Origin of the sequence: Streptomyces sp. AN091965 (assembly GCF_022698285.1) — a bacterium.
Classification (GTDB): Bacteria; Actinomycetota; Actinomycetes; order Streptomycetales; family Streptomycetaceae; genus Streptomyces.
The window spans coordinates 4,980,947-5,005,467 of the sequence record NZ_JALDMY010000001.1 but is presented as its reverse complement, the minus strand read 5'-3'; the positions used below and the strand labels follow the sequence as shown (position 1 = coordinate 5,005,467).

19 protein-coding genes are annotated in these 24,521 nt (G+C 69.1%); 9 read left to right on the top strand and 10 right to left on the bottom strand.

Annotation, left to right across the window (positions count from 1 at the left end; translation table 11 throughout):
• Positions 1-26 precede the first annotated feature (26 nt).
• Positions 27-2,447 (bottom strand): DUF6049 family protein, encoded by a 2,421-nt coding sequence (locus MQV74_RS21125; RefSeq protein WP_242719901.1) that lies wholly within the window; start codon positions 2,445-2,447, stop codon positions 27-29.
• Between the two features lie 227 nt (positions 2,448-2,674).
• On the opposite strand from MQV74_RS21125, the gene MQV74_RS21120 reads away from it, so the two are divergent.
• On the top strand, positions 2,675-4,150 hold the full coding sequence (locus MQV74_RS21120) for a CCA tRNA nucleotidyltransferase (RefSeq protein ID WP_242719900.1): 1,476 nt from the start codon (positions 2,675-2,677) through the stop codon (positions 4,148-4,150).
• A 205-nt stretch (positions 4,151-4,355) separates the two neighbouring features.
• On the opposite strand, the gene MQV74_RS21115 is transcribed toward MQV74_RS21120, so the two are convergent.
• The 4 genes from MQV74_RS21115 to MQV74_RS21100 all read right to left on the bottom strand — a co-directional run bounded on the left by MQV74_RS21115 (position 4,356) and on the right by MQV74_RS21100 (position 8,183).
• Positions 4,356-4,889, bottom strand: a complete 534-nt coding sequence (locus MQV74_RS21115) for an LppU/SCO3897 family protein (RefSeq protein WP_242719899.1) — start codon at positions 4,887-4,889, stop codon at positions 4,356-4,358.
• A 128-nt stretch (positions 4,890-5,017) separates the two neighbouring features.
• Complete coding sequence (locus tag MQV74_RS21110; RefSeq protein WP_242719898.1) at positions 5,018-6,274, bottom strand: MFS transporter; 1,257 nt, start codon at positions 6,272-6,274, stop codon at positions 5,018-5,020.
• 78 nt (positions 6,275-6,352) lie between these two features.
• The gene (locus MQV74_RS21105) at positions 6,353-7,435 is read right to left on the bottom strand and encodes an inositol-3-phosphate synthase (RefSeq protein ID WP_242719897.1); all 1,083 of its coding nucleotides are present in this window, start codon (positions 7,433-7,435) and stop codon (positions 6,353-6,355) included.
• Between the two features lie 58 nt (positions 7,436-7,493).
• Positions 7,494-8,183: a PadR family transcriptional regulator gene (locus tag MQV74_RS21100; protein WP_242719896.1), complete on the bottom strand. Its 690-nt coding sequence runs from the start codon at positions 8,181-8,183 to the stop codon at positions 7,494-7,496.
• A gap of 374 nt (positions 8,184-8,557) precedes the next feature.
• Between MQV74_RS21100 and MQV74_RS21095 the strand changes: the two genes are divergently transcribed.
• Together MQV74_RS21095 and MQV74_RS21090 are read left to right on the top strand one after the other, a co-directional pair.
• Positions 8,558-11,269 carry a transglycosylase domain-containing protein gene (locus MQV74_RS21095; protein WP_242719895.1) on the top strand — a complete coding sequence of 904 codons (2,712 nt, stop codon included), beginning with the start codon at positions 8,558-8,560 and terminating at the stop codon, positions 11,267-11,269.
• A gap of 204 nt (positions 11,270-11,473) precedes the next feature.
• On the top strand, positions 11,474-12,994 hold the full coding sequence (locus MQV74_RS21090; RefSeq protein ID WP_374120662.1) for a glycosyltransferase family 87 protein: 1,521 nt from the start codon (positions 11,474-11,476) through the stop codon (positions 12,992-12,994).
• 228 nt (positions 12,995-13,222) lie between these two features.
• Here MQV74_RS21090 and MQV74_RS21085 read toward each other — a convergent pair whose 3' ends face one another.
• From MQV74_RS21085 to MQV74_RS21075, 3 genes are all read right to left on the bottom strand, one after another.
• Positions 13,223-14,254: an alanine racemase gene (locus MQV74_RS21085; RefSeq protein ID WP_172382871.1), complete on the bottom strand. Its 1,032-nt coding sequence runs from the start codon at positions 14,252-14,254 to the stop codon at positions 13,223-13,225.
• Positions 14,255-14,331: 77 nt separating this feature from the next.
• Complete coding sequence (locus tag MQV74_RS21080) at positions 14,332-15,453, bottom strand: lipid II:glycine glycyltransferase FemX (protein WP_030676906.1); 1,122 nt, start codon at positions 15,451-15,453, stop codon at positions 14,332-14,334.
• Positions 15,454-15,661: 208 nt separating this feature from the next.
• Positions 15,662-15,973, bottom strand: coding sequence for a hypothetical protein (locus MQV74_RS21075; RefSeq protein WP_030676909.1), 312 nt, complete (start codon positions 15,971-15,973; stop codon positions 15,662-15,664).
• A 309-nt stretch (positions 15,974-16,282) separates the two neighbouring features.
• On the opposite strand from MQV74_RS21075, the gene rpsF reads away from it, so the two are divergent.
• The 4 genes from rpsF to rplI all read left to right on the top strand — a co-directional run bounded on the left by rpsF (position 16,283) and on the right by rplI (position 18,048).
• A complete protein-coding gene (gene rpsF, locus MQV74_RS21070; protein WP_006604399.1) occupies positions 16,283-16,573 on the top strand; it encodes a 30S ribosomal protein S6 in 291 nt (96 codons plus the stop codon).
• A gap of 101 nt (positions 16,574-16,674) precedes the next feature.
• Entirely contained in the window at positions 16,675-17,274 is a 600-nt protein-coding gene (locus MQV74_RS21065) for a single-stranded DNA-binding protein (RefSeq protein ID WP_138960679.1), read from the top strand.
• A gap of 72 nt (positions 17,275-17,346) precedes the next feature.
• Positions 17,347-17,583: a 30S ribosomal protein S18 gene (gene rpsR / locus MQV74_RS21060; protein WP_003949403.1), complete on the top strand. Its 237-nt coding sequence runs from the start codon at positions 17,347-17,349 to the stop codon at positions 17,581-17,583.
• Positions 17,584-17,601: 18 nt separating this feature from the next.
• A complete protein-coding gene (rplI, locus tag MQV74_RS21055; RefSeq protein WP_138960678.1) occupies positions 17,602-18,048 on the top strand; it encodes a 50S ribosomal protein L9 in 447 nt (148 codons plus the stop codon).
• 226 nt (positions 18,049-18,274) lie between these two features.
• Here rplI and MQV74_RS21050 read toward each other — a convergent pair whose 3' ends face one another.
• Positions 18,275-19,612, bottom strand: coding sequence for an MATE family efflux transporter (locus MQV74_RS21050; RefSeq protein ID WP_242719893.1), 1,338 nt, complete (start codon positions 19,610-19,612; stop codon positions 18,275-18,277).
• Between the two features lie 460 nt (positions 19,613-20,072).
• On the opposite strand from MQV74_RS21050, the gene dnaB reads away from it, so the two are divergent.
• On the top strand, positions 20,073-21,536 hold the full coding sequence (dnaB, locus tag MQV74_RS21045) for a replicative DNA helicase (protein ID WP_172382873.1): 1,464 nt from the start codon (positions 20,073-20,075) through the stop codon (positions 21,534-21,536).
• 32 nt (positions 21,537-21,568) lie between these two features.
• Here dnaB and MQV74_RS21040 read toward each other — a convergent pair whose 3' ends face one another.
• Positions 21,569-22,699 (bottom strand): NAD(P)/FAD-dependent oxidoreductase, encoded by a 1,131-nt coding sequence (locus MQV74_RS21040; RefSeq protein ID WP_242719892.1) that lies wholly within the window; start codon positions 22,697-22,699, stop codon positions 21,569-21,571.
• Positions 22,700-23,070: 371 nt separating this feature from the next.
• Here MQV74_RS21040 and MQV74_RS21035 point away from each other — a divergent pair, with 371 nt between their 5' ends.
• Entirely contained in the window at positions 23,071-24,444 is a 1,374-nt protein-coding gene (locus tag MQV74_RS21035; RefSeq protein WP_242719891.1) for a serine hydrolase domain-containing protein, read from the top strand.
• The last annotated feature ends 77 nt before the right edge of the window (positions 24,445-24,521 follow it).

Sequence of the window (24,521 nt, the reverse complement as noted above, 5' to 3'; positions counted from 1 at the left end):
CCCGGGCCCACCGGCCACGACATCGCTCAACGGTCCACTCTCTCACCCGTGTGCGACGGCTCGGTGCTTTCCGGAGCGGTGTCCGGGGTCGGGTCACTCGGCTGCTCGGGTTCGCCCGCGTCCGGGCCGGCGTCGGGCGCGGGGTCGTCCGTGGCGTCACCGTCGTCGTCGGGGCCGCCATCCGGGCCCGCCTCCGCCTGCTGCCGCGCCGCGCGCTTGCGCTGGGTGTACATGCGGAATCCGGCGAGGACGAGCAGCAGGACGCCACCGGCGATGACCAGCATCACCGTGGGGGTGACCTCGGTGACGTTGACGTCGAAGTACACGGCGTCGCCGTACGGCTGGTTGTCCTCGGTGTAGAGCTGGGCGTACACCTGGACCGGTCCGTTGGCGTTGGCCGTGGTGGTGAACTTCACCGACTGGGTGTGACCGCCGCCCGTGATCTTGACCGGCTGCTCCTCGTAGAGGCCGTCACCGATCTTCAGACGCGTGGGGTTCGTCGACGTCAGCCGGAGCCTGAGGTGGTCGACGCCCTGGACGAGGTTGTTCTGCACCGTCACCGGAATCGTCGCGCTGCGGCCCGACAGCTTCGCGTCGGACTTCTTGATCAGCGAGACCTGGTGCATGAGGTTGGTCAGATAGCTCTGCACGCTCTTGCGGTAGCCCTGTGCCGCCGCCGCGCGGCCGCGCCACGACGTGGACATCTCGCGGTCCATGGCCCGGCCGAAGGGCGTGATCACCCGGTCCGGCTCGGAGAGGACCATCTGGAAGACGTCGAGCTCGTCCTGGGTGCCCCGGATCTCCTCGAACGCCGACCGGGGCAGCTCCTGCTTGCGGAGCGCGGCCGGGTAGGCGGCGGCCGACGGCACCTGGGTGGTGGCGCCCGGGTCCGGCTTCGCCTTCGCGGCCGCGGTCAGGTCCTGCGGCTGCGACCAGCGCTCGTCGTCGAGGGCCGTCAGGGCCTTGGCCATCGCCTGCGCCTGGCTCGTGGTGGGCGTGCGCTGCGGGGCGACGACGATGTTGCGCTGCTTGGTGTCCTGCAGCGTGATCATGAAGCTCTGGGCGAGGAACTCCTGGACCGCGAGGGTGGAGTTCTCGGACCGCGTCATGTCGCCCTGGAAGGCCGTGGAGAGCCGGGCGTCCGCGACCACGGCGGTGGTGCCGCCGCCGATGGGCCGGGCCGCGCTGGGCGTGTACAGCAGGCCGTGGGTCTCACGCAGGCTGTCGCTGCGGGTGATCACCCGGTGGGCGCCCGCGGACGTGGCCACGTCGACGACAGAGGGGTCGATGGCACCGTCGGCGGGCCAGGCGAAGTCGGACGTCGGCTTCACGAAGAGGATGTCGCGCACGGCCTTGGCGCCGACCTCGGTGGCCTCCTTGAGGTGGCCGAGGGACCCGGAGACCGCCTTTCCGGTGTGCGCGAGCGAGGCGAGGTCAGGGTCGGCGAAGGGCAGCGCGACGACCTTCTTGCCCTTGACCGTCTTCTGGAGCTCGGCGAGCCACTGCTTCGCGACCGTCTGGTAGCGGCCCGGAACCGTCGTCCCGTCCGGCCCTTCGACGTCGTACTTGTCCGTCATCGCCGCGACGGATACCAGCAGGTCCGGGTCGATGACCCAGGTGACGTCGAGCTGCTCGCCGAGCGTCACCAGCTGCTCCAGGCGGCCGCCCGGCTGGATCTCCTTGGCGAGGTCCTCGTTCTTGAAGACGGGCGTCTGCTGTTCGTCGGAGCGCGTCTGCGCGGTGAGGTGCGTGGTGGAGATGAGCGGCCACAGGTACGTGGTCTTCGTCTTCGTCTCCGCGGCTCCGTCCTGCCACGGCAGGAAGGTCCGTTCGATGCCGAGGACCTGCGGGTAGGCCTGGGCCGCCGTCTGGCCCGTCAGCGTCACGCCGAGCTGATAGACGCCGTCCATGCCGAGGTCGAGGGCGCTGACGGGCACGGAGATGCTGAAGTGCTGCGGGACGCCTGGGGCGAGCCTGGCGATCTTCTTGAGGTACTTCCCGCCGACCTCGGTGCCGTCGGTCCCGGGCTGGAACCCCTTGCGCTGCGCGGCGGTGTCGATCGCCGTGCGGCTGCCGAGGGGGGGAGCGACGCGCAGTCCGACCTGCGCCGCGGTGACCGGCTGGCGGCCCTCGTTCGTGACCGTGCCGGAGACGGTGACGGTGTCGCCCTTGCGGGGCGCGCTGGGCGTCAGGGTGTCCAGGGAGACGTCGACGGTCCGGGAGCCCGTGGCGGAGGCTTTCAGCCCCGTGCGCACGCTCTTGGCGGCGCTCTTCGCGCCCGTGGCCGCGCTCTTCACGTCCGGAGTGGCGGCGAGCGCGGCGGAGCCCGCAGGCACCTGGAGCAGACCGGCCAGTAGGGGTGCTCCGGCCAGCAGTACCGCTGTGCGCCGGAGCCACCGGCGGGCAGGTGAGGGGTTGGTCCCCGGGAAGTCTGCCGCCTCGGCCACGCGTTGCCCGTCCCTCGTCGTCGTCAGCTGTGTCGGTGGTTGTCGGATGCTGCGTCCACGCATGGTAACGAGGCGCGCCGGGCCTGAGTGCCGCGGACCACTCCACAAGATCGCGAGACCTTGCCCCGCAGGCCGCAAGGGCCGAGGTGAGCGCTGTGGACGGGCTTCACGAAGGCCGGGGAAATCGAGGCGGCCGCCGGGCGCCGGGGCACGTACCCTTTTCTGTTGTGCCGAACGCCAACGAAGACAACCCCCGTGCCCTGAGTCAGGTCCAGCAGCGCGCCGTGAGCGAGCTGCTGCGCGTGTCCCCTGTCGCAGACGACCTCGCCCGCCGCTTCCAGGAGGCCGGGTTCTCGCTCGCCCTGGTCGGCGGGTCGGTCCGGGACGCCCTCCTCGGCAGGCTCGGCAACGACCTGGACTTCACGACGGACGCCCGCCCCGAGGACGTACTGAAGATCGTCCGTCCGTGGGCGGACGCGGTGTGGGAGGTCGGGATCGCCTTCGGCACGGTGGGCTGCCAGAAGGACGCCCGCGTGGACGGCGTCGAGCAGCGCTTCGAGATCGAGGTGACGACATATCGATCGGAGGCGTACGACAGGACCTCCCGCAAGCCCGAGGTGTCGTACGGCGACTCCATCGAGGACGACCTCGTGCGCCGGGACTTCACCGTGAACGCCATGGCCGTGGCGCTCCCCGAGAAGGAGTTCATCGACCCGCACGGAGGCCTCGACGACCTGGCGGAGCGGGTCCTGCGCACCCCCGGCACCCCCGAGGAGTCGTTCTCGGACGACCCGCTGCGGATGATGCGGGCCGCGCGCTTCGCCGCGCAGCTGGACTTCGAGGTGGCCCCGGACGTCGTCGCCGCGATGAAGGCGATGGCCGAGCGCATCGAGATCGTGTCCGCCGAGCGGGTCCGTGACGAGCTGAACAAGCTGATCGTGGCGGCGCACCCCCGCAAGGGCCTGGCCCTCCTGGTCGACACCGGTCTCGCGGCCCACGTGCTGCCGGAGCTTCCGGCGCTGCGCCTTGAGCGCGACGAGCACCACCGGCACAAGGACGTCTACGACCACACCCTGATCGTCCTCGAGCAGGCGATGGCCCTGGAGACGGACGGCCCGGACCTGACGCTCCGGCTCGCCGCGCTGCTGCACGACATCGGCAAGCCGAAGACGCGCCGCTTCGAGACGGACGGCCGGGTCTCCTTCCACCACCACGAGGTGGTGGGCGCGAAGATGACCAAGAAGCGGATGACGGCTCTCAAGTACTCCAACGAGCTCGTCAAGGACGTCTCGCGACTGGTGGAGCTGCACCTGCGCTTCCACGGCTACGGCACGGGCGAGTGGACGGATTCCGCCGTCCGCCGCTACGTACGCGACGCGGGCCCGCTCCTGGAGCGACTGCACAAGCTGACCCGTTCCGACTGCACGACGCGTAACAAGCGCAAGGCCAACGCGCTGTCGCGGGCGTACGACGGCCTGGAGGAGCGCATCGCCCGCCTCCAGGAGCAGGAGGAGCTGGACGCGATCCGCCCCGATCTCGACGGCAACGAGATCATGGAGGTCCTGAGCGTCGGCCCCGGCCCGGTGATCGGCCAGGCCTACAAGTTCCTGCTGGAGCTGCGGCTGGAGAACGGCCCCATGGAGCGGGACGCGGCGATCGCGGAGCTCAAGGAGTGGTGGGCCGCACAGAACGCGGACAGCTGACGCTCAGCTGACAACGAGAAGGGGCGCGGTGTTTCACGTGAAACACCGCGCCCCTTCCTGTCGCGCTCGGAGCTCGTACGACGAGGCTGCCTAGGCCGAGGGGCCATGTTTCACGTGAAACATGGCCCCTCGGTGGGTGCACGGTCACCGGCAGGGGCGTTTGGTCAGTCTCGCGACATGACCAAGCCTCCTGGCAGACCAGGCCCTACTTGTCCGCGGAGCCGGACGGCACGTACGGCTTCAGGCAGAGGGTGAAGTCATCGCCGCCGCCCGTCTCGCGGTACTCGGCGTACTTCGTGCGGTCGCAGGTACCGCTTTCCTTCTTCTCCATGACCTTGTACTTGGCCTTCTTGTCGCCACAGTCCACGATCTTCAGGTCCGGGTCCGTAGAGCTCTCCGGCTTGCCGATGCTCATGCAGTCGCCGACCTCGGCCGCGGAGGCCTCGTCCTGGCCCGCCAGGATGGCCGCGCCGCCGAGGCCGAGGACGGCGACGACCGCCACCCCGATGAATATGAACTTCTTCTTGCTCTTGCGCGGGGCCACCGGGTCCGGGCCGCCCTGGTAGAAGGGCATGCCCTGCTGCGGAGCACCCGGGTGCTGGGGGTACGGCGGCGGGGGCGTCTGGCCGTACGGGGCCGCGCCGGGGTGCTGCGGAGCGCCCGGGCCCTGCGGCGGCTGACCGTAGGGCTGCTGGCCCTGGGCGAATGGGTTCTGGCCCTGGGGCGGCGGAGTGGACACGGGGATCCCCCTAGAAGAGATGCAGGACGAAGGGATTGCGGCGCGAGGGCGCGAAGGACCTCCGTAAGTTATCCGGCTCGCGCGGGCGCGATGAACCTCAGCCAAGCTCTGTGGCATTGATGTGACACTTACTGGACGTCAAACCTGGTCATAGCGCCAGCAATCGCCGCGTAGACCAGCGCGATCGAGGCAACCAACGCGACCGATTTGCCGTCCGGGGGCAGCATCAGTGCCGCGACGCCCGCCGCGCCGACGAAGGCGACGTTGAAGAGCACGTCGTACAGGGAGAAGATCCGGCCGCGGAAGCCGTCGTCGGCCGCCGACTGCACGACCGTGTCCGTGGCGATCTTCGCGCCCTGGGTGGTGAGCCCGATGACGAAGGCGGCGACGAGTATCGGGCCCGGCGCGAAGGGAAGCAGGAGCGCGGGGCTCAGGATCGCGGCGGCGGCCGCGCAGACGACCATCCAGCGCCGTGCTCCGAGCCTGCCGACAGCCCATGGGGTCACCAGGGCGGCCGCGAAGAACCCGGCGCCGGAGAACACCACGGCGACGCCGAGCAGCGCGAGCCCGTCGTCCTCGGTCGACGACCAGGCGTACCGGCACAGCATCAGCACCATGACCGTCAGGGCGCCGAAGCAGAACCGCATCAGGGTCATCGACACCAGGGCGTGCGCGGCCGTGCGGCGCTCGGCGAGGTGGCGTACGCCCGCCAGGAGCCCGCGTGCGGTACCGGCGAGCGCCACCCCCAGACGTGGTTGCACCAACTCCCTCTCGGGTCCGAGCAGGTCCCGCGGCATGCGCAGGGAGGCGAGCGCCGAGCACAGATAGAGCGCGGCTCCCAGGAGGACGACGGCCGCGTCCGAGTCGGCGGCGACGATGCGGACGAGGAAGGCGAGGCCCCCGCCCGCCGTCGCCGCGAGGGTCCCGGCGGTCGGCGACAGGGAGTTGGCCATGACCAGGCGGTCGTCGTCCACCACGCGCGGCAGCGCCGCCGAGAGCCCCGCCAGGACGAAGCGGTTGACGGCGGTGACGCACAGCGCGGAGGAGTAGAAGAGCCCGTCAGGCGCGTCGCTGAGCATCAGCACGGCCGTCAGGGACGCCAGCGCGGCCCGCAGGACGTTGCCGTACACGAGGACCTGTCGGCGCCTCCAGCGGTCGAGCAGGACGCCCGCGAACGGGCCGACGAGCGAGTACGGCAGCAGCAGCACCGCCATCGCCGAGGCGATCGCCGCGGGAGAGGCCTGCTTCTCCGGCGCGAAGACCACATACGTGGCGAGCGCGACCTGGTAGACGCCGTCCGCGCCCTGGGAGAGGAGGCGCACGGCGAGCAGTCGCCGGAAGTCCCGAAGGCGCAGCAGAACGCGCAGGTCACCGACGACAGCCATGGCGCACAGCCTCACATACGGGAAGGGCCCCCGGGTCGACGACCCGGGGACCCTCGGCAGGTCAGGTGTTCAGCGCGGTCAGCGCTCGACCTCGCCCTTGATGAACTTCTCGACGTTCGCGAAGGCCTCGTCGTCGAAGTACTGCACCGGCGGGGACTTCATGAAGTACGAGGACGCCGACAGGATCGGGCCGCCGATGCCGCGGTCCTTGGCGATCTTCGCGGCGCGCAGGGCGTCGATGATGACACCGGCCGAGTTCGGGGAGTCCCAGACCTCGAGCTTGTACTCCAGGTTCAGCGGGACGTCGCCGAAGGCACGGCCCTCGAGGCGGACGTACGCCCACTTGCGGTCGTCGAGCCACGCCACGTAGTCGGACGGGCCGATGTGGACGTTCTTCTCGCCCAGCTCGCGGTCGGGGATCTGCGAGGTGACGGCCTGCGTCTTCGAGATCTTCTTCGACTCGAGGCGGTCGCGCTCCAGCATGTTCTTGAAGTCCATGTTGCCGCCGACGTTCAGCTGCATGGTGCGCTCGAGACGGACACCGCGGTCCTCGAACAGCTTCGCCATGACGCGGTGCGTGATGGTGGCGCCGACCTGGGACTTGATGTCGTCACCGACGATCGGGACGCCGGCCTCGGTGAACTTGTCCGCCCATTCCTTGGTGCCCGCGATGAACACCGGCAGGGCGTTGACGAAGGCGACCTTGGCGTCGATGGCGCACTGCGCGTAGAACTTCGCGGCGTCCTCGGAACCGACGGGCAGGTAGCAGACGAGGACGTCGACCTGCTTGTCCTTGAGGACCTGGACGACGTCGACGGGGGCCTCGGTGGACTCCTCGATGGTCTGGCGGTAGTACTTGCCCAGACCGTCGTGGGTGTGGCCACGCTGGACCTGCACGCCACTGTTCGGCACGTCGCAGATCTTGATGGTGTTGTTCTCGCTGGCGCCGATGGCGTCCGCGAGGTCGAGGCCGACCTTCTTCGCGTCGACGTCGAAGGCGGCGACGAACTCGACGTCACCGACGTGGTAGTCGCCGAACTGGACGTGCATCAGGCCCGGGACCTTGCTGTCCGGGTCGGCGTCCTTGTAGTACTCGACGCCCTGGACCAGCGAGGCGGCGCAGTTGCCCACGCCGACGATGGCTACGCGAACCGAACCCATTCCGGTTGCTCCCTGTGTGATCTCGGTATTCCGGATGGCACCCCGCGAGTGCGGGGTGTCACTTGGCTGTGTCGCCGGACGCATCCGGCGGCGGGTTGTCCTCCCGCCGCCGGGGCAGGACGCCCGACTCCCCAGATGTGCTGTTCTGCTGAGCGGAGCTCCCGGGGCCGGACCGTTGCTGGTCGCGTCCCGCTCGCTCGCTCTCGATGAGCTCGTTCAGCCAGCGCACTTCGCGCTCCACGGACTCCATTCCGTGGCGCTGCAGCTCAAGCGTGTAGTCGTCGAGGCGCTCCCGGGTGCGGGCCAGAGAGGCCCGCATCTTCTCCAGGCGCTCCTCCAGGCGGCTGCGGCGGCCCTCGAGCACCCGCATCCGCACGTCCCGCGAGGTCTGGCCGAAGAAGGCGAAGCGGGCGGCGAAGTGCTCGTCCTCGTACGCGTCGGGGCCGGTCTGCGAGAGCAGTTCCTCGAAGTGTTCCTTACCTTCCGCGGTCAGCCGGTAGACGATCTTGGCGCGGCGCCCGGCGAGCGGAGCCGCCGCCAGGGCCTCTGCGGTGGCGGTTCCCGACTCCTCGATCAACCAGCCGTTGGCAACCAGTGTCTTCAGGCAGGGGTACAGCGACCCATAGCTGAAGGCGCGGAACACGCCCAGTGAGGTATTGAGCCGTTTGCGCAGCTCGTAGCCGTGCATCGGGGACTCGCGGAGCAGGCCGAGCACAGCGAACTCGAGGATGCCGGAGCGCCTGCTCATGGTGTCCTCCCGTCTGTCCCGGTCTGCCTGACACGGACCTTTATGCCGACCTGATGTATCGACTCGATACATCACGACGATAGAACGAGGTTCCTGCTGCGACAAGAGGGGGAACGGTGAACGGCGTCACATCACCGATTCGTAGGAAGTAACTTGCCTGATTTGGGGTGAACTTCAGCGCTAAGAGGGTTTTGACGGTGCGTAGTCTGTGCGCCATGCATACCGCCGGGAACCAAGTGACGTGAGGTGGCGTTACTGTCCCGGTGCCGTACGGACGAGTGCCGGAATGGACTCGTCCGTACGTCGGGGGGACCGGAAACCAGCTGCCGTTTCCAGGTGCGGACCACCGCGCCTGCCCGAGGAGTAGTCGTTCGATGAGCGAGCACCGTCGCAAGCCGCCACAGGGCGGCGGACGCGCCGCGGCCAGGCGGGGCGCGTCCGGCGCGCCGTCCGGCCGTCGCGCAGCACCGCGAGGCGCCACCGGATCGCCGTCTTCGCCGCACGGACCTTCGTCTTCGTACGAGTCCGGCGCCCCCGAGGACGAGGAGCGCTCCTACGGGGGGCGCGCGGAGGCCAGGCGCGCCGCCCGCAATGGCTCCGTGGGCGGAGGTCGGCGCCGGGCGCCGGAGAGCGGCGGACGCGGCCGCGGGCGGGGCTACGGCCCTCCCAAGAAGCGCTTCATCGACTATCCGCGCGCGGGCCGGAGCGGGCCGCGCCGCTGGATCCCGTCGTGGCGCCTGATCACGGGCCTGGTCATCGGGTTCTTCGGCAGCCTGATGGCGGTCGCGGGCATCGCGTACGCGCTCGTCGAGATCCCTGAGGTCGCCAACGCGGCCAAGGCGCAGAACAACGTCTACTACTGGGCCGACGGCTCGCAGATGGTCGCGACCGGCGGGGAGACCAACCGCCAGATCATCAAGTACGAGGACATCCCCGAGGCGATGCGCAACGCCGTCATCTCGGCGGAGAACAAGACGTTCTACAAGGACAAGGGTGTCGACCCGATGGGTATCGCCCGCGCCGTGGTGAACATGGCCAAGGGCGGTCAGACCCAGGGCGGCTCGACCATCACGCAGCAGTACGTGAAGAACGCCCGGCTCGACGACCAGTCGCAGACCTTCAGCCGGAAGTTCAAGGAGCTGTTCATCTCGATAAAGGTCGGCCGGACCGTCAGCAAGGAAGACATCATGGCGGGGTACCTCAACACCGCCTACTACGGCCGCAACGCCTACGGCATCCAGGCCGCCGCGCGCGCCTACTTCGGCAAGGAGGCGCAGAAGCTGAACCCCAGCGAGTGCGCCCTGCTCGCCACGGTCCTCAAGGGCGCCACCTACTACGACCCGGCGGGCTACCCGGAGATCGACCCCTCGGCCAACGCGCAGGCGAACACCGAGCGGGCCAAGAAGCGCTGGGCGTGGATCCTCGACGAGGAGGTCAAGGACGGCAGCATGGAGGCCTCCGAGCGGGACAAGTACACCAAGTTCCCGACGCCGCAGAACCCGCGCTCCAACGTCAAGCTGAGCGGCCAGATCGGCTACCTCGTCTCGCTCGCCAAGGCGTACGTCGTCAACAACACCGACATCTCCGCACGGGAGCTGGACCAGGGCGGCTACGAGATCCACACGACCTTCAGCAAGAAGAAGGTCACGGAGCTCGAAAAGGCCGTGAAGAAGGTCCGCAAGGAGAACATCAAGCCGAAGCTGCGCCCGGACAAGGACAAGTACGTCCAGTTCGGCGGCGCCTCGGTCAACCCCAGGACCGGCGCGATCGAGGCCATCTACGGCGGTGAGGACGCGACCAAGCACTTCACCAACAACGCGGACACGACGGGTGCGCAGGTCGGCTCCACGTACAAGCCCTTCGTCCTGGCGGCGGCCTTCAAGAACGGCATCCGGGACAAGACCGGGAGCGCGAACCAGGACAATGCCCAGCGCACCGTCATCAACCCGAAGAGCCTGTACAGCGGTAAGAACAAGCTCAAGATCAAGAACTACGACGGCACGGTCTGGACGGACAAGGACGGCAAGGAGTGGCTGCAGACCAACGACGGCCACCAGTCCTACAACCCGCCGAGCTACAAGATCGACCTGCGTGAGGCCATGCGGGAGTCGGTCAACTCCGCCTACGTCCAGCTCGGCATGGACGTCGGGCTCGACAAGGTGAAGGCCGCGGCCATAGACGCGGGGCTGCGGGACGACAACTCCATGGCGGGCGCCACCTACCCGTCCTTCTCCCTCGGTACGTCGTCCCCGAGTGCGATCCGGATGGCCGGTGCCTACGCCACGTTCGCGGCCAGCGGCAAACAGCGTGACCCGTTCTCGGTGAAGGAGATCGAGAAGGAGGGTCAGTCGGTCTACCAGCACCCGTCCAAGACGAAGGCCGCCTTCTCCCCCGAGGTCGCGGACAACGTCACGGACGTCCTGCGGACCGTCGTCGAGAAGGGCACGGGTACCTCGGCGAAGCTGCCCGGCCGCCAGGTGGCCGGCAAGACCGGTACGACCGATGGCAACAAGTCCGCCTGGTTCGTCGGCTACACCCCGCAGCTGTCCACGGCGATCAGCATGTACCGGATGGACGACGACGAGTCCAACAAGAAGCGCCAGTTCCTGGAGATGTTCGGCACGGGTGGCCAGGAGAAGATCCACGGCGCCTCGTTCCCCGCGGAGATCTGGCAGGACTACATGTCGGCCGCGCTCAAGGGCAAGCCCATCCTGAGGTTCCCGACGCCGCAGCCCATCGGTGAGATCGTCGGACAGCCCGTGGTGCCCTCGCCCACGCAGACGGCGGAAGAGGAGGAGCCGAGCGACACCCCGACGCCCACGCCTTCCGACTCCAAGTCCCACTCGCCCACCCCGACGAAGACCCCCGATCCGACTGAGACCTGCAAGCCCTGGGACCCGTCGTGCGAGGACGACGGCGGGGCCTCCGAGGGCGGGGACGACGACGGCGGCGTCATTGGCGACCCGGGCGGTGAGTCACCACCACCCACGGGCGACGCGAACGGTGGCAACGGAAGCGGAAACGGCAATGGAAACGGCCACAACGGCAACGACGGAGGAATCTTCGCCGGGCCGACCGGAGGCTGACCGCCGAGCCGCCGCATGTTTCACGTGAAACAAGGCCGCCGCGCCCCCGTGGTGCGGCGGCCTTGCCGTGCCTGAGGGGGCTGCTGGAGCCTCTGGACGGCCCGTTGCCGTGTGGCGGGGGGCTCCGGGCGCCGGGGTGCCACAGAGGGTGGACGCGTCGCCGCTTCCGGGGCCTGACAGGGTCCGTACGGCAGGATGTGCGCCATGCCCAGCGCAGAGAAGACGCCCCCCACACGCGCACATCCACCCCTGAGCGAGCGGGTGCCGCAGCCCGTGCTTCCCACGAGGCAGGACGAGGTCGCCGCCTCCGGCAGCGAGCTGCTCGGCGGGCCCGTCGGCCGCAGAGCGCTCCTCGCGGCGACCTGGTGGACGCCCGTGCGCGTCATCGCACTCGTCGCCCTCGGAATGTTCGCACTCGGCATGGTGCAGAAGGCGCCGTGCTACAACGGCTCCTGGTTCGTCGGCGCGAGCTCGCAGTACACCCACGCGTGCTACTCCGACATCCCTCACCTCTACCAGGGCCGTGGCTTCGCCGACGGACTCGTGCCGTACTTCGACAAGCTGCCCGGCGACATGGAGTACCTCGAGTACCCGGTGCTCACGGGGCTGTTCATGGAGGTGGCCGCCTGGCTGACGCCGGGCAGCGGCAGCCTGCAGCACCAGGAGAAGTTCTACTGGATGGTCAACGCCGGGATGCTGATGGCCTGCACGGCCGTCATCGCCGTCTGCGTGGCGCGCATCCACCGGCGCCGGCCCTGGGACGCGCTGCTCGTCGCGCTGGCGCCCGCCTTCGCGCTGACGGCCACGATCAACTGGGACCTGTTCGCCGTCGCCCTCACCGCGGCCGCGATGCTGATGTGGTCGCGCGGGCGCGCGGTCGCCTTCGGCATCCTGCTGGGGCTCGCGACGGCGGCCAAGCTCTATCCCGTGCTGCTCCTCGGCCCGCTGCTCGTGCTGTGCTGGCGCGCGGGCAAGTGGCGGGAGTTCGGGAGCGCGCTCATCGCCACGACCGCCGCCTGGCTTGCGGTGAACCTGCCGGTGATGATCCAGGCGCCGGACGGCTGGGCGAAGTTCTACAGCTTCAGCCGGGAGCGGGGCGTCGACTTCGGCTCGTTCTGGCTCATCCTCGCCCAGCGCATGGACGACCCGCCGACCACGGACACCGTGAACAGGCTGGCGGTGGTGCTCATGCTGCTCGCCTGCCTCGGCGTCGCGGCGCTCGGCTTCACCGCTCCCAGGCGCCCGCGCTTTGCGCAGCTCGCCTTCCTGATGGTCGCCGCCTTCATCCTCACCAACAAGGTGTACTCGCCGCAGTACGTGCTGTGGCTGATCCCGCTCGCCGCCCTGGCGCGTCCGCGCTGGCGGGACTTCCTGATCTGGCAGGCGTGCGAGGTCGCGTACTTCCTGGGCATCTGGATGTACCTCGCGTACACGACGAGCGGAGACGCCCACAAGGGACTGCCGACCGAGGGCTACCAAGTGGCCATCGCCATCCACCTGCTGGGGACGCTGTACCTGTGTGCCGTGGTCGTACGCGACATCCTTCTGCCGGAGCGGGACGTGGTGAGGCGGACCGGCGAGGACGACCCTTCGGGCGGGGTCCTGGACGGTGCGCCGGACGTGTTCGTGCTCAGTCTCGGCGGTCGGGCACCGCGGTACGACGGGGCACGTGACGGCGAGGAGACGTACGTGGAATGGGGGACGACGGGGAAGCGTTCGCCCTGAGCGAACATGATGACGCCCGGATGGCGGTGGACCGGAAGGCTGTGGGGTGCAGCAGGGGGCCGGACGCTGGAGGCCGGTTGAAGAGGCGGGGCAGGGACCTGGAGGGCGCTGAGGCCGCGGTCTGAGGCGCTGGAGGACCGGCACGCGAAAGGGCCGGGCGCGACGGTTGTCGCGCCCGGCCCTTTCACCGTTGAGGACCGCGCCCTTCGGCGCGGGTGCCGCGTGAGGTCAGCGGTCGACGATCCGGTCGAACTGCGTGGTGGTGTGCCGCAGATGCGCCACCAATTCCTCGCCCACCGTCGGCTCCGGCGCGTCCGACGGCACGAACAGGATCGACACCTGCATGTGCGGCGGCTCCGCGAACCAGCGCTGCTTGGCGCCCCAGACGAACGGCGAGAGGTTGCGGTTCACGGTCGCGAGACCCGCGCGGGCCACGCCCTTCGCGCGCGGCATCATCCCGTGCAGCGCCTTCGGCGCCTCCAGGCCGACGCCGTGCGAGGTGCCGCCCGCGACGACGACGAGCCAGCCGTCGGACGCGGCCTTCTGCTGCCGGTAGCCGAAACGGTCCCCCTTGGCGACGCGCGTCACGTCCAGGACGGAGCCCCGGTACTCGGTCGCGTGGTGGTCGCCCAGCCACAGGTGCGTGCCGATCCGCGCCCGGAAGCGGGTCTGCGGGAACTGCTGCTGCAGCCGGGCGAGTTCATCGGCCTTGAGGTGGCTGACGAACATCGTGTGCAGCGGAAGCCGCGCCGTGCGCAGCCGGTCCATCCAGCCGATGACCTCGTTGACGGCGTCCGTGCCGTCGGGCCGGTCGAGCGGCAGGTGGATCGCGAAGCCTTCGAGGCGCACGTCCTCGATGGCGGCGTGGAGATGCGGCAGGTCCTGCTCTGTGATGCCGTGCCGCTTCATCGAGGACATCACCTCGATGACGACACGGGCGCCCACGAGCCCGTGCACGCCGTCGAGCGACGACACGGAGCGGATGACGCGGTCAGGCAGCGGCACGGGCTCCTCGCCCCGCCGGAACGGGGTGAGGACCAGCAGGTCGCCGCCGAACCAGTCCTTGATCCGAGCGGCTTCGTAGGTCGTGCCGACGGCAAGGACATCGGCGCCGAATCGCGTGGCTTCCTCGGCGAGGCGCTCGTGGCCGAACCCGTAGCCGTTGCCCTTGCAGACCGGGACGATGCCTGGGAACTGGTCAAGCACGTGCTTCTGGTGTGCCCGCCAGCGCGCGGTGTCGACATAGAGCGTGAGCGCCATGGCTGGTCCCGGAACCTTTCTGGTGGCTGCGGTGTAACAGAGATATGGAAGGAATTGCGGAAGGCGACTGTGCGGGATCAGCGACGCGACATGTAGATGTCGAGCGCCTTGTGCAGCAGCTTGTTCAGCGGGAAGTCCCACTCGCCGACGTACTCGACGGCCTCGCCGCCGGTGCCGACCTTGAACTGGATCAGGCCGAAGAGGTGGTCCGTCTCGTCCAGCGAGTCGGAGATGCCGCGCAGGTCGTAGACCGAGGCGCCGAGCGCATAGGCGTCCCGCAGCATCCGCCACTGCATCGCGTTCGAGGGCCGGACCTCGCGGCCGATGTTGTCGGAGGCGCCGTAGGAGTACCAGACGTGCCCGCCCACGACGAGCATCGTCGCCGCCGACAGGTTCACGCCGTTGTGCCGCGCGAAGTACAGCCGCATGCGGTTGGGGTCCTCGGAGTTGAGGGCCCGCCACTGCTGCTGGAAGTAACTCAGCGGCCGCGGCCGAAACTTGTCGCGGATCGCCGTGATCTCGTACAGGCGCTGCCACTCGGGCAGGTCGTTGTAACCGCCCTGGACGACCTCGACACCGGCCTTCTCGGCCTTCTTGATGTTGCGGCGCCACAGCTGGTTGAAGTTCTTGAGGACCTCGTCCAGCGAGCGGTTGGCCAGCGGCACCTGGAAGACATAGCGGGGCTGCACGTCGCCGAAGCCGGCGCCGCCGTCCTCGCCCTGCTGCCAGCCCATGCGCCGCAGCTTGTCGGAGACTTCGAAGGCGCGCGGCTCGATGTGCGTGGCCTCGATGTCACGCAGGCGCTTCACGTCCGGGTTCTGGATGCCCGCCTTGATCGCGGGGGCGTTCCAGCGGCGGATGACGACCGGCGGGCCCATCTTCACCGAGAAGGCGCCCTGCTTCTTCAGGTGCGCGAGCATCGGCTGGAGCCACTCGTCCAGGTTCGGCGCGTACCAGTTGATGACCGGGCCCTCGGGGAGATACGCGAGATAGCGCTTCACCTTGGGCAGCTGGCGGTAGAGCACCAGGCCCGCGCCCACCATGTGACCGGTCCTGTCGTCGAACCAACCGAGGTTCTCCGAACGCCATTCACTCTTCACGTCTGCCCATGCGGGGACCTGGCAATGGCTCGCCGACGGCAGGCTCTGGATGTACGCCAGATGTTGCTCTCGGCTGATGGTCCTCAGGGTCAGGCTCATTCGCGGCGCTCCTCGGGCTGGTGTGTCCCCATGGGTACAGGGGCTCCGGCTCTAGCGCCGAAGCCTACTGCGCCCTGCGAGCGCCCCGTCTGGGCGTATCGCACCTTCGCCCCTGGCCCGTCTCTGACCAGGGGTGGTGCGGACCGGTCAACAGCCGGTTCGGAGAAGGCGGCGCGGCCGGGGACGGCTCATCCGCGGCCGTCGCAGGTCACCAGAGTCCCCCGAAGAGGCCGCCGTGCGCCATGCCCAGGAAGAAGCCGACCGCACAGGCACCGAGGCCGACGATCAGGAAGAAGCGCTCCCGCGTCGTCACCGAGATGAACTGTCCGTACGCGCCGGTGAAGATGCCCACCAGGCCGGTCCAGGAACTGAGCAGATGGAGGTTGTGGAACATCGCGGACACGAAGGCGATGGCGCCGAGGATCAGCGTGACGCCGAGCAGTGTGTCCTGGAGGGGATGGGGCTTGCCGTCGGTCGCGAAAAGGGAGCCGGCGGTGTCACGTCGCAATGTCTGTGCCATGGAGGCACCTCCTGCGGAAGGCAGCGCATCGTAGCGCCATACACACCCGATGTGTACAGATTCTGCCCGCCCGCCGCCGGATTTCAACCGGAAGCCTAGGTGCGGGTACTCTGTACCGTCTGCACCGGTGTCTGCCCAGGCCAGTCACTGATCCGTCACTGACTGGTACAGCCACACGACGCGACTCCCCCTCGGACCTCCGCTCGGGGCGGTCGATTGTCAGTGGCGGCCGATACCGTTGCGTACGCATCACGACCCTCCTGCCACGGAACGACCGTGGCCGCTGAGTCCAAAGGAGGTGGGTTCCACATGCGTCACTACGAGGTGATGGTCATCCTCGACCCCGATCTCGAGGAGCGCGCTGTCTCCCCGCTGATCGAGAACTTCCTCTCCGTCGTCCGTGAGGGCAACGGAAAGGTCGAGAAGGTCGACACCTGGGGCCGTCGTCGTCTCTCGTACGAGATCAAGAAGAAGCCCGAGGGCATCTACTCGGTCATCGACCTGCAGGCCGAGCCTGCGGTCGTCAAGGAGCTCGACCGCCAGATGAACCTGAACGAGTCGGTCCTCCGGACCAAGGTCCTCCGCCCCGAGACCCACTGAGCCCCCTGGCTCAGACCCGCTGAGCCGCGAGGCTCGGCGGTACTCGGGATTCGAGTAGCAGCACCAGCAGCCAGCAGCAAACCCGCCGAGAGGTTCCCCCAATGGCAGGCGAGACCGTCATCACGGTCGTCGGCAATCTTGTCGACGACCCCGAGCTGCGCTTCACCCCGTCCGGTGCGGCGGTCGCGAAGTTCCGCGTCGCGTCCACTCCCCGCACCTTCGACCGGCAGACCAATGAGTGGAAGGACGGCGAGAGCCTGTTCCTGACCTGCTCGGTCTGGCGTCAGGCGGCGGAGAACGTCGCCGAGTCGCTCCAGCGAGGCATGCGCGTCATCGTGCAGGGCCGGCTGAAGCAGCGGTCCTACGAGGACCGTGAGGGCATCAAGCGCACGGTCTACGAGCTGGACGTCGAGGAAGTCGGCGCCAGCCTGAAGAACGCCACGGCCAAGGTCACCAAGACCACCGGTCGCGGCGGCCAGGGTGGGTACGGCGGCGGTGGCGGCGGTCAGCAGGGCGGCGGCTGGGGCGGTGGCCCCGGTGGCGGTCAGCAGCAGGGTGGCGGCGGTGCTCCCGCCGACGACCCCTGGGCGACCGGTGCGCCGGCCGGTGGCGGCCAGCAGGGCGGCAGCGGCGGCGGTGGCGGCTGGGGCGGAAGCTCCGGCGGCTCCGGCGGCGGCTACTCGGACGAGCCCCCCTTCTAGGACCCAGGGCCCCGGTCCCGGGACGAGAAGGCGGGTCGTACCCACACTTCTTGATCACACAGGAGAAACACCATGGCGAAGCCGCCTGTGCGCAAGCCTAAGAAGAAGGTCTGCGCATTCTGCAAGGACAAGGTCACGTACGTGGACTACAAGGACACGAACATGCTGCGGAAGTTCATTTCCGACCGCGGCAAGATCCGTGCCCGCCGCGTGACCGGCAACTGCACGCAGCACCAGCGTGACGTCGCCACGGCCGTGAAGAACAGCCGTGAGATGGCGCTGCTGCCCTACACGTCCACCGCGCGATAAGGGAAGGGTGACCGAAACATGAAGATCATCCTCACCCACGAGGTCTCTGGCCTCGGTGCCGCTGGCGACGTCGTCGACGTCAAGGACGGTTACGCTCGCAACTACCTGATCCCGCGGAACTTCGCGATCCGCTGGACCAAGGGTGGCGAGAAGGACGTCGCGCAGATCCGTCGTGCGCGCAAGATCCACGAGATCGCGACCATCGAGCAGGCCAACGAGATCAAGGCCCAGCTCGAGGGCGTCAAGGTCCGTCTGGCCGTCCGCTCCGGCGACGCCGGTCGTCTCTTCGGTTCCGTCACCCCGGCTGACGTCGCTTCGGCGATCGCGGCTGCCGGTGGCCCGAAGGTCGACAAGCGCCGCATCGAGCTGGGCGCGCCGATCAAGACGCTGGGCGCCCACGCGACGTCCGTGCGTCTGCACCCCGAGGTGGCCGCCAAGGTCAACGTCGAGGTCGTCGCTGCCTGAACGCCGCGTTAGCGCTGCGTTTCGCAGGACTGAGCAAGAGGGCCGCACCTACTGGTGCGGCCCTCTTGTCATGCGTGGACGGCCTTGTCACGCAAGGGTGGCGTGGGGCGAGCGGATGGCGCTGAGCGGGAGTAGCTTCCATCGGCTGCGGCTGGAGTGCCTTGACGCGGCTGTGGATCAGGAAATGGTGCCCAGACGAAGGGCACGTTTCACGTGAAACATCGCCTCAGCGCGTGGCCCCTGTGACGATCCAGCGGCCCGAGCGGGAACGCAGCCACAGGGTGAGCATGCGTACGGTCATCATGAGCGTCATCGCGACCCACAGGGAGGTCAGTGCGCCGCCGAGGGTGGGGACGAGCAGAGCCGCGGGTGCGAACACCGCGAGGGTGATCAGCATGGCCCAGGCCAGATACGGACCGTCTCCCGCGCCCATGAGTACACCGTCGAGGACGTAGACGATGCCGCAGATCGGCTGTGCGAGGGCTATCACGATCAGCGCGGGCAGAGCGGCGTCCTGGACGGCGGCGTCGCCGGAGAAGAGCGGTACGAACGCAGGGCGGGCCAGGACGACCAGCAAGCCGAGGACGACACCCGAGGCGAAGCCCCACTGCACCATGCGGCGGCAGGCGTCGCGGGCGCCCTGGGCGTCGCCCGCTCCCAGATAGCGGCCGATGATGGCCTGCCCGGCGATCGCGATGGCGTCGAGAGCGAAGGACAGCAGACTCCACAGGGACAGGACGATCTGGTGCGCGGCTATGTCGGCGTCGCCGAGCCGGGCGGCCACGGCGGTGGCGATGATGACGATCGCCTTGAGGGAGAGCGTGCGGGCCAGAAGAGGGACGCCCGCCTGAGCGCAGGCCCTTATGCCTGCGGCGTCCGGGCGCAGCGAGGCGCCGTGGCGCCGGGCGCCACGGACGACGACGGTCAGATAGACGGCGGCCATCCCGCACTGGGCGAGGACGGTGCCCCAGGCGGACCCGGCGATGCCGAGGCCCGCTCCGTAGACGAGGAGCACGTTGAGCACGCCGTTGGCGACGAAGCCTGCGATGGCGACGTACAGCGGTGTCTTGGTGTCCTGGAGGCCGCGCAGGACGCCGGTGGCGGCGAGGACGGCCAGCATCGCGGGTATGCCGAGGGCCGAGATCCTCAGATAGGTGACAGCGTGCGGCGTGGCGGCGTCCGAGGCTCCGAAGAGGCCCACGAGTGCGGGTGCCGTGGGCAGGGCGACGGCGATCACGGCCACACCGAGCAGAAGGGCGAGCCAGATGCCGTCCATGCCCTGCCGGATGGCGGCCGGGAGATCACCTGCGCCCACGCGGCGGGCGACTGCGGCGGTGGTGGCGTACGCGAGGAAGACGAAGACGCTGACGGCGGTTGTCAGGAGGGCCGAGGCGATGCCGAGGCCGGCGAGCTGAGCGGTGCCGAGGTGGCCGACGATGGCGCTGTCGGCCATGACGAAGAGGGGCTCGGCCACGAGTGCGCCGAAGGCGGGAACGGCGAGTGCGACGATCTCTCGGTCGTGTCGTCGCCGGGCGGCCTTGGGCGCCGCGGGAGCCTGTGTCATGAGCACCAATCTAATCTTCCACAGGTAAGAGATGCAATTGACTTAGGACCCTTACCCAAGTCGAGAGTGGGCGCGGGAACGGGCACAGTTCGACGAGATCTTGGGCCGACTGGGGAAGTTTTTCTTCTGCACAGCCGGTGGATGGGAAAGATGCAGGTCAGGGCGGTTGTGGGAAGTCGCCTGAGGGCTTGTTCACAGGGCTGTCCACCGAGCCGTGCACAGGTTTCCCGGGGTTCTCCACAGCATCGGGGCAGTCATCCACAACGCCTGTGGATAACCAGATTGGCTGACGGTGCCGACGGGCCTACGGTTGTGCGGCGCCCGCCTCGTCCTGTCATCGGGGAAACCACGCAAATCCGACGCGTCAGAACCGGAGTTGGGCCCCCTTATTTGTCAGTGTCGTGCCGTAGGAAAGAGGGGCACGGCGAGGTCCGCGCGGCGGACGGGAGGAGGTGGCCCGGTGAGTATTTCCGAGCCCTTGGACGACCCGTGGGCCGACAGCGGACCGGGGGACCGGCTGCCCGCGTCCCGCCCGCGCCGCGACGGCGGCCAGGGCCGTGACGAGCAGCACGAGCGGGGCTGGGACGGAGGGAGCCCCTCCTTCGAGCGCGTACCGCCCCAGGACCTGGACGCGGAACAGTCCGTGCTCGGTGGCATGCTCCTGTCGAAGGACGCCATCGCCGATGTCGTCGAGGTGCTCAAGGGCCACGACTTCTACCGCCCGGCCCACGAGACGGTCTTCACCGCGATCCTCGATCTGTACGCCAAGGGCGAGCCCGCCGACCCCATCACGGTCGCTGCCGAGCTCACCAAGCGTGGTGAGATCACCAAGGTCGGCGGCCCCTCGTATCTGCACTCCCTGGTCCAGACGGTCCCGACCGCGGCGAACGCCGAGTACTACGCGGAGATCGTGCACGAGCGCGCGGTCCTGCGCCGCCTGGTCGAGGCGGGCACCCGCATCACGCAGATGGGATACGCGGCGGACGGCGACGTCGACGAGATCGTCAACAGCGCCCAGGCCGAGATCTACGCCGTCACCGAGCAGCGCACCAGCGAGGACTATCTGCCGCTCGGCGACATCATGGAGGGCGCCCTCGACGAGATCGAGGCGATCGGCTCCCGCAGCGGCGAGATGACGGGTGTGCCGACGGGCTTCACCGACTTCGACTCGCTCACCAACGGCCTGCACCCGGGCCAGATGATCGTCATCGCGGCCCGCCCCGCCATGGGTAAGTCCACGCTGGCCCTCGACTTCGCACGTGCCGCCTCCATCAAGCACAACCTGCCCAGCGTCATCTTCTCCCTGGAAATGGGGCGCAACGAGATCGCGATGCGTCTGCTGTCCGCGGAGGCACGTGTGGCGCTGCACCACATGCGCTCCGGCACGATGACGGACGAGGACTGGACCCGGCTCGCCCGCCGGATGCCCGAGGTCTCGGCGGCGCCGCTCTACATCGACGACTCCCCGAACCTGTCGATGATGGAGATCCGCGCGAAGTGCCGCCGCCTCAAGCAGCGCAGCGACATCAAGCTCGTGATCATCGACTATCTGCAGCTGATGCAGTCCGGTGGCTCGAAGCGCGCCGAGAGCCGCCAGCAGGAGGTCTCGGACATGTCGCGAAACCTGAAGCTGCTGGCCAAGGAGCTCGAAGTTCCGGTCATCGCGCTCTCGCAGCTGAACCGTGGTCCCGAACAGCGCACGGACAAGAAGCCCCAGGTCTCCGACCTGCGTGAGTCCGGCTCCATCGAGCAGGACGCCGACATGGTCATCCTGCTGCACCGCGAGGACGCGTACGAGAAGGAGTCACCGCGCGCGGGCGAGGCGGACATCATCGTGGGCAAGCACCGTAACGGCCCCACGGCGACGATCACCGTCGCCTTCCAGGGCCACTACTCGCGCTTCGTGGACATGGCCCAGACATAGCGCGCGCGGCAGGACGGTGCACGCCTGTCGGGCTACGCCGCCTTGCTCCCGCGCGGGGTCAGCTTCACGAGGCCCGGGTGGCGCTGCGCCGACAGGGCGCCCCGGACGATGAACTCCTTGTACCAGGCGGCGACGCGGCCCGTGAGTACGCGTTCGACCGCGCTGTCGTCGTCCCGGACGAACTGGATGAGGCCGTCGCGGCGGCCCAGGCTGACGCACTGGTTGAGGTACCGGAAGCGCAGCGGGCTCGGGGTGCGGCCTGCCAGACGGTCGCTGATCGACCGCGCCACATGGGCCGCCGACGGCAGCCCGGTGGCGCAGGCCATGCGCAGCTCCTGCCCGTCCTGCCGTCGAGCGGCGGCCGCGTCGCCGATGGCGTAGACGTTCGGGTGGGACACCGAGCGCAGCGTCGGGTCGACGAGCACGCGCCCGTGGTCGTCGACGGCCAGACCGGCCTCCCGCGCGATCTCCGGTACTCGGAAGCCTGTCGTCCACACCACCGTGTCCGAGGGCAGCAGCGCGCCGTCGGCGAGAAGTACGCCGTCCGCGCGGACCTCGGTGACCTTGGCGTGGTCCCGTACCTCGATGCCGAGGCGGGCGAAGACGCGCCGCAGGTGCTGCCGTCCCCGCTCGGAGAGTGCCGCGCCGAGCGCACCGCCGGTGACCAGGCGTACCTTCAACTCCGGTCGCGTCTCGGCCAGTTCGGCCGCGGCCTCGATGCCGGTCAGGCCGCCGCCGACGACCGTGACGGTGCCGCCCGCGGCCAGCCGTGCCCGCAGGCGGTCGGCATCCTCGGCGACGGCCAGCGGATACGCGTGCTCGGCCGCTCCCGGCACGGCGTCGTGGGCGGCGAGGCTGCCGAGCGCGTAGACCAGCGTGTCGTAGCCGAGGGGTGCGGCCTCGGCCAGGACGACCTCGCGACGCTCGGCGTCGATGGCGACGACTCGGTCGACGACGAACTCCACGGGTGCGCCCGTGAGGAGTTCGGCGATCGGCCGCTGGCGCACCTGCTGGCCCACCGCGACCTGGTGCATCCGCACCCGCTCGACGAACCGGTCGCTCGCGTTCACCAAGGTCACCCGGGTTCCGGCCTGCTTGGCGATCGACTTGGCCGCGACCACGCCCGCGTAACCCGCTCCCAGAACCACGATGTGCGCTGCCATCACGCTCTCCCTCCGATGTCCGCCGCCGGTGCGGCGTCGAAAAGTAGACAGAGTGGGGCCGCTGATTCGTGACATGCGCCGACGAGACGTGGGTCACAGGTGCGACCGTATGGGGTGCGCGGCGATTCCGGTCACTAGGCGGGCGCCCTTGTCCGCCCGAGCGGCCGGGCGCCCTGAGTACGTCCTTGGACTCGGCATCCTCGCCGGGCAGGCCGCAGCCAGGCCGAACAAGAACAACCCGTACGCAAGCGTGGACGTTTCACGTGAAACATGGCCTGGCCAGGCAGGACGCGGACTGGTGGCGGCCCGTGGACACGGACGCGTTCGTAATGGGCTCGACGCCCGGGCACACGCCCGTATGAACTGGCCCCATGACAAACGAAGAGCTGCTTCCCTCTACGCGCCGCGCCTTGACCCATCGGATTGCCACTGCTCAGACGGAGGGGCGAGCGCCGTCCCTGGTCGCTGCCGTCGTGCGGGGAGGTGAGCTGGTGTGGACGGGGAGCCGGACCTCGGTCGACGGCCATGGGCCGGACGAGAACGTGCAGTATCGCATCGGATCGATCACCAAGACGTTCACCGCTGTTCTGGTGATGCGGTTGCGCGACGAGGGCATGCTCGATCTCTCCGATCCGCTGGAGAAGCATCTGCCGGGCACCGGCGTTGGCGAGGTCACGATCGCTGAACTCCTGTCGCACCGGGGCGGACTCGCGGCCGAGACGCCGGGGCAGTGGTGGGAGCGCAGCTCCGCGTCACTGCGGCCCGAGCTGAGTGACGTCCTGGGGGAGCAGCCCTTCAAGCACCCGGTGGGGCACCGCTTCCACTACTCCAACCCTGGCTACACGCTGCTGGGTTCGCTGATCGAGGCGTTGCGTGGTGCGCCGTGGGAGGAGGTACTGCGCAGGGAGGTCCTGGAACCGCTCGGCCTGAACCGTACGAGCGGGCAGCCGATGGCTCCGCACGCGGGTGGCTGGGCGGTGCATCCGTGGGCTGATGTGTTGCTGCCGGAGCCCGTGGAGGACCTGGGGCTCATGGCTCCGGCCGGGCAGCTGTGGTCGACGACGGCTGACCTGGCGCGCTTCGCCGTGTTCCTGATGCGGGGCGATGACCGTGTGCTCTGTCTCGACACGGTCCGGGAGATGAAGGCGTCGGCGGCGGTCGCGGAGCTCGGTGACGCGGAGCAGACGTATGGGCTCGGTGTCGGCATCGTTCGGTTCAGCGGCGGCGCGCTCATCGGGCACACGGGCTCGCTGCCGGGCTTCGTCGCCAGCCTGTGGACCTGCGAGGAGGCCGATGTCGCGGCCGTGGTCCTTGCCAATTGCACCTCCGGTCTCCCGGTGGCCACGGTGGCGGCCGAGCTCGTAGGGATCGTGGCGGAGGCGGAGCCGCGCATCCCCGAGCCCTGGCGGCCGCTGCGCGAGGTCGACCCGGCCGTACTGGAGCTGACCGGACCTTGGTACTGGGGGACGAGTGCCCAGGTGCTGCGTCTCGCGGCTGATGGCGCGGTCCAGCTGAGCCCGCTCGCGGGCGGCGGTCGTGGCTCGCGCTTCCGGCCGAACGGTGACGGGACGTGGACCGGGCTCGACGGGTACTACGCGGGCGAGCTCCTGCGGGCGGTCCGGCGACCGGACGGTTCGGTGAGCCATCTCGATCTGGGGTCGTTCGTCTTCACGCGGGAGCCGTACGACGCGAAGGCTCCGGTGCCCGGCGGGGTGGACCCGGAGGGGTGGCGGGGCCTCGCGTAGACCGCGAACAGGGAACTGACCGCGGTCAAGGGCTGATTGCGGTCGAGCACCGACCTCGGGCAAGGACCCATCGCAGA

Excerpts from the sequence above, each read along its gene's own strand:
- MQV74_RS21050 (WP_242719893.1), bottom strand. The coding sequence starts at position 19,612 with ATGACACAGGCTCCCGCGGCGCCCAAGGCCGCCCGGCGACGACACGAC.
- MQV74_RS21090 (WP_374120662.1), top strand. The coding sequence starts at position 11,474 with ATGCCCAGCGCAGAGAAGACGCCCCCCACACGCGCACATCCACCCCTG.
- MQV74_RS21085 (WP_172382871.1), bottom strand. The coding sequence starts at position 14,254 with ATGGCGCTCACGCTCTATGTCGACACCGCGCGCTGGCGGGCACACCAG.
- rplI (WP_138960678.1), top strand. The coding sequence starts at position 17,602 with ATGAAGATCATCCTCACCCACGAGGTCTCTGGCCTCGGTGCCGCTGGC.
- MQV74_RS21110 (WP_242719898.1), bottom strand. The coding sequence starts at position 6,274 with ATGGCTGTCGTCGGTGACCTGCGCGTTCTGCTGCGCCTTCGGGACTTC.
- MQV74_RS21100 (WP_242719896.1), bottom strand. The coding sequence starts at position 8,183 with ATGAGCAGGCGCTCCGGCATCCTCGAGTTCGCTGTGCTCGGCCTGCTC.
- MQV74_RS21075 (WP_030676909.1), bottom strand. The coding sequence starts at position 15,973 with ATGGCACAGACATTGCGACGTGACACCGCCGGCTCCCTTTTCGCGACC.
- MQV74_RS21095 (WP_242719895.1), top strand. The coding sequence starts at position 8,558 with ATGAGCGAGCACCGTCGCAAGCCGCCACAGGGCGGCGGACGCGCCGCG.
- MQV74_RS21040 (WP_242719892.1), bottom strand. The coding sequence starts at position 22,699 with ATGGCAGCGCACATCGTGGTTCTGGGAGCGGGTTACGCGGGCGTGGTC.
- rpsR (WP_003949403.1), top strand. The coding sequence starts at position 17,347 with ATGGCGAAGCCGCCTGTGCGCAAGCCTAAGAAGAAGGTCTGCGCATTC.
- MQV74_RS21035 (WP_242719891.1), top strand. The coding sequence starts at position 23,071 with ATGACAAACGAAGAGCTGCTTCCCTCTACGCGCCGCGCCTTGACCCAT.
- MQV74_RS21105 (WP_242719897.1), bottom strand. The coding sequence starts at position 7,435 with ATGGGTTCGGTTCGCGTAGCCATCGTCGGCGTGGGCAACTGCGCCGCC.
- MQV74_RS21080 (WP_030676906.1), bottom strand. The coding sequence starts at position 15,453 with ATGAGCCTGACCCTGAGGACCATCAGCCGAGAGCAACATCTGGCGTAC.
- MQV74_RS21065 (WP_138960679.1), top strand. The coding sequence starts at position 16,675 with ATGGCAGGCGAGACCGTCATCACGGTCGTCGGCAATCTTGTCGACGAC.
- rpsF (WP_006604399.1), top strand. The coding sequence starts at position 16,283 with ATGCGTCACTACGAGGTGATGGTCATCCTCGACCCCGATCTCGAGGAG.